The sequence below is a fragment of the uncultured Arthrobacter sp. genome (assembly GCF_902805515.1).
In the GTDB taxonomy this organism is placed as follows: domain Bacteria; phylum Actinomycetota; class Actinomycetes; order Actinomycetales; family Micrococcaceae; genus Arthrobacter_D.
Genome location: NZ_CADCTE010000033.1, coordinates 1 through 4,338, shown reverse-complemented (window position 1 = coordinate 4,338; position 4,338 = coordinate 1). Strand labels below are relative to the sequence as shown.

The following is a 4,338-nucleotide window of genomic DNA, read 5'->3' as shown; positions in this document are numbered from 1 at the left end:
AGAACGCGCTCTACCACTGAGCTAGGGGGGCAACGACAAGAAACTTTACCAGTTCCGAGCCGCTGTGCGAAATCAACAACCGCCCTGGCGTGCGGACCCCTGATTTCGCTTCGGATCCCCGCCGTGGCGGGGATCCGAAGGGGTTAGCCTAGGTGATTTTCACCACTGGTCGGACTGCGCATTGGAGCGGCCGAGACCGGCTCCGGCAGCCTTGCCCGTCCGCGGCTTGCGCGCGCTGTCGCTGGAGAACCGGGTGTCGCCATCGCGCTTCTTGAAGTCCTTCGAGTCCTTGTTGAATTCCTTCTTAAAGGGCTTCTTGAACTCGCCGGCCGGACGCTCGCGGTTGGGCTTGCGGCCCTTGTCGAGCTCGAGGTGGATCAGCTCACCGCCGATGCGGGTCTTCGACAGGGCGCGCCACTGATCCTTGGAGAGATCCGCGGGGAGCTCAACGAGGGTGTGGTCGGCGCGGATGTCGATGCCGCCGATCTGCGAGGAGGAGAGCCCGCCCTCATTGGCGATGGCACCCACGATGGAGCCGGGCATGACGCGCTGGCGGCGTCCGACGGCGATCCGGTAGGTGGCATTGCCTTCGGTGAGGGTGCGCGTCGGCCCGCGGGAGCCGAAGGCGTCCTTGCGGCCCTCCGAGCGCTCACGCTGCCCGGCGGGAGCCACCGGGATGTCCTTGACCAGCAGCGGGTTGCCGCCCTGGGCCATGACGGCCAGCGCAGCGGCGATCTCCGCGGCCGGAACGTTGTGCTCCTGCTCGTAGCTCGCGATGAGGTCACGGAACGCCGAGACGTCCTCGCTGGCGAGGGTCTTGGTGATCTTCTCGGCGAACTTGTTCAGGCGCAGTTCGTTGATGGTCTCCGAAGAGGGAAGCTGCATCTGCTCGACCGGCTGGCGGGTCGCCTTCTCGATGGAGCGGAGCAGGTACTTCTCACGCGGGGTCATGAACAGGATCGCGTCACCCGAACGCCCGGCCCGGCCGGTGCGGCCGATGCGGTGGACGTAGGACTCGGTGTCGTGCGGAATGTCGTAGTTGACGACGAGCGAGATGCGCTCGACGTCGAGCCCGCGGGCGGCGACGTCGGTGGCCACGAGGATATCGATCTTTCCCTCGCGCAGGGCCTCGACGGTGCGCTCACGCTGCTGCTGGGGAATGTCTCCGTTGATGGCTGCGGCCGAGAAGCCCCGTGAACGCAACTTGTCCGCCAGGTCTTCGGTCGCCATCTTGGTTCGGACGAAGGCAATGATGCCGTCGTAGTCCTCAACCTCGAGGATGCGGGTCATGGCGTCGAGCTTGTGGGGGCCCATGACCTGCAGGTAGCGCTGACGCGTGTTGGTGCCGGTGGTCGTCTTGCCCTTGACCGCGATCTCGGCCGGATCGTTCAGGTACTTCTTGGCGATGCGCCGGATGGCCGGGGGCATGGTGGCGGAAAACAGCGCCACCTGCTTCTCGGCGGGGGTCGAGGAGAGAATCTGCTCGACGTCCTCGGCGAAGCCCATGCGGAGCATCTCGTCGGCCTCGTCGAGCACGACGTATTCGAGGGCCGACAGGTCGAGGGATCCCTTGGAGATGTGGTCGATGACGCGGCCGGGGGTGCCGACGACAACCTGGGCGCCGCGGCGCAGGCCCGCAAGCTGGGGTCCGTAGGGGGATCCGCCGTAGACGGGCAGCACGGTGAAGCCGTCCATGTGGCGGGCGTAGGAGGTGAACGCCTCGGCGACCTGGAGCGCGAGCTCGCGGGTCGGGGCGAGGACCAGGACCTGGGTGTTCTTGCTGACACCGTTGATGTCGGCCAGCTCGGCCATCTTCGACAGCGCGGGAACCGCGAATGCTGCGGTCTTTCCGGTGCCGGTCTGGGCCAGGCCGACGACGTCGCGGCCCTCGAGCAGGACCGGAATGGTGGCGGCCTGAATGGGTGAGGGCTTCTCGTAGCCGACGTCGGTCAGTGCGGCGAGGACGCGGGCGTCGAGGTTGAGGTCGGTGAACAGCAGCTCTCCGGCGTCATCGGCAGCCGGGGCGTCAAGGTTCTCGGAGATTTCGGGGGACAGATTTTCAGGCATGGAGGAAAGACCTTCAGGTAGATGCCGGACGGCCCGGAAGGCGGAAGCCAACTGGTGCCGTGCTTACAACGAAATCCGGCACTGTTTCAATCCCGCGGCAGGACTTCCCGTCACAACTGGGCTTCCTGCTCCAAGAGCTGGAATGTGTGACGTTTTCTTCTAGCCGGCGCTCCCTGATGAATCTGCTCGCGGAAAATCTCGACGAGCCCCAACACAACCTATCCGTCTGACAGGACGGAAATTAAGGGAATACCGGTGTGGGGGATGTTTCAATCCTACCGCATGCGGGCCCCGGCCCCTGCCGTTCGGGCCTGGAAGTGCGGGTGACGTTGGGCACGTCAGGCGCCGGCGAGGGCCTGCACCGCCGCCCTGCGGACCTGCGGGGCAAGGATGAGCTCCTGCGCGCCGGCCTCCAGCAGGCGCACACCGGCTGCGGCGTCGAGCCCTCCGGCCACCTGGGCGATGGTCACTCCGTGGGCCGGGCGCGAGGTGACGGCGACCGCGTCTCCGGCCTGCACCGACCCGCCCTTCACCACCCGGAGGTAGGCTCCCGGACGGTTTGCGGCGGTGAAGCGCCGGATCCAGCCGGACTCGCCCAGGTGCCGGGCGAAGTTGCCGCAGGGGATCCGCGGCATCGTCACCTCGAACTCCACGCCGTTGATGCTCCACCGTTCTCCGATCACCGCGTTGCTGGCATCGATTCCCGCCAGCCTCAGGTTCTCCCCGAACAGTCCGGGCTCGATCGAGCGGCCAAGCTCGCCGCTCCAGTAGTCGGCGTCCTCCTGGGCGTAGGCGTACACGGCCTTGGCGGGGCCGCCGTGGTTTTTGCGGTCGGCCTGAAGGTCGCCGGTCAGCCCCAGCGGGTGCACCTTCACCGCCCCGGCGACGGCGCGCTTGTCGATGGCGCTCACGCCGACGGTGTCGCGGGTCGGCAGCAGCCCGTGGACGAGGCAGACGGCGAGGACTCTCCCTTGGCTCATGCCGTCATCCTATGCGTCCGGGCGCCGCAGGTCGGCTCTGGACAGGGCGCCCTCCGGGTAGATTGGGGAGACCATCGACGAGCGCGAAAGGTCCCCTCATGACCACCCCTCGAACCTCCGGCACGGCGCCCGCGCCGGCCCTGGCCATCCTCAACGCCCATGTCGTGCCGATCGAGGGCGAGCCCTTCGACGGGACGGTCGTCCTCGAGGGCGGAAAGATCACCGCCCTCGGCGCCGGCGTCGAGGCACCGTCCGGGATGGAGACCCTGGATGCGGCCGGCAAGTGGCTGCTGCCGGGCTTCGTCGACGCCCACGTCCACCTGGGCACCCACGAGGAGGGCGAGGGCTCGGCCGGCGACGACACCAACGAGATGACCGACCCGGTGATGGCAGGGGTGCGGGTGCTCGACGCCATCAACCCGTACGACCCCGGCTTCGACGACGCCCTGGCCGGCGGCATCACCACCGTGAACGTCAATCCCGGCTCGGGCAATCCGATCGGCGGGCTCGCCGTCGCCATCCACACCCACGGCCGGTACATCGAGGAAATGCTGCTCCGCTCCCCCAGCGGCCTGAAGTCCGCCCTGGGCGAGAACCCCAAGCGGGTGTACGGCGGGAAGGACAAGACGCCCTCGACCCGCCTCGGCACCGCCCTGATCATCCGCAAGGCGTTCAAGGACGCCCAGAACTACCTGGGCAAGGACGACGAGAACGCCCGGGACCCGCACCTCGAGGCCCTCGCCATGGTCCTGCGCCGCGAGATCCCCTGGCGGCAGCACGCCCACCGGGCCGACGACATCGCCACCGCTCTCCGGCTCGCGGACGAGTTCGGCTACGACCTGGTGCTCGACCACGGCACCGAGGCCCACCTGCTGGCCGACGTGCTGGCCGAGCGCGGCACGCCGGTGCTGATCGGTCCGCTGTTCACCACCAAGTCCAAGGTGGAGCTGCGGGGCCGGTCGCTGGCGAACCCGGGCAAGCTCGCGGCGGCCGGCGTCGAAATCTCGATCATCACCGACCACCCGGTCATCCCCATCAACTTCCTGGTGCACCAGGCCACCCTGGCCATGAAGGAAGGCCTCGACCGCACCACGGCCCTGCGCTCGATCACCCTCAACCCGGCGAAGGTCCTCGGACTCGCGGACCGGCTCGGCTCGCTCGCGGTGGGCAAGGACGCCGACGTCGTGCTGTGGAGCGGCGACCCGCTCGATGTGATGCAGCGGGCCCTGGGCGTGTGGATCGGCGGGCGGAAGGTGTATGCCTACGACACGGAGGCGCGCGCCGGGGTCGT

Annotated in this window: 3 protein-coding genes; 1 reads left to right on the top strand and 2 read right to left on the bottom strand. The window is 68.1% G+C overall.

What is annotated here, in order from left to right:
• Positions 1-159: 159 nt before the first annotated feature.
• Together QZX79_RS02835 and QZX79_RS02830 are read right to left on the bottom strand one after the other, a co-directional pair.
• Positions 160-2,067, bottom strand: a complete 1,908-nt coding sequence (locus tag QZX79_RS02835) for a DEAD/DEAH box helicase (protein ID WP_294564363.1) — start codon at positions 2,065-2,067, stop codon at positions 160-162.
• A 338-nt stretch (positions 2,068-2,405) separates the two neighbouring features.
• Entirely contained in the window at positions 2,406-3,047 is a 642-nt protein-coding gene (locus QZX79_RS02830) for an MOSC domain-containing protein (protein ID WP_294564362.1), read from the bottom strand.
• A gap of 98 nt (positions 3,048-3,145) precedes the next feature.
• On the opposite strand from QZX79_RS02830, the gene QZX79_RS02825 reads away from it, so the two are divergent.
• Positions 3,146-4,338 (top strand): amidohydrolase (locus tag QZX79_RS02825; RefSeq protein WP_294564358.1); only part of this gene is annotated, 1,193 nt, incomplete at its 3' end.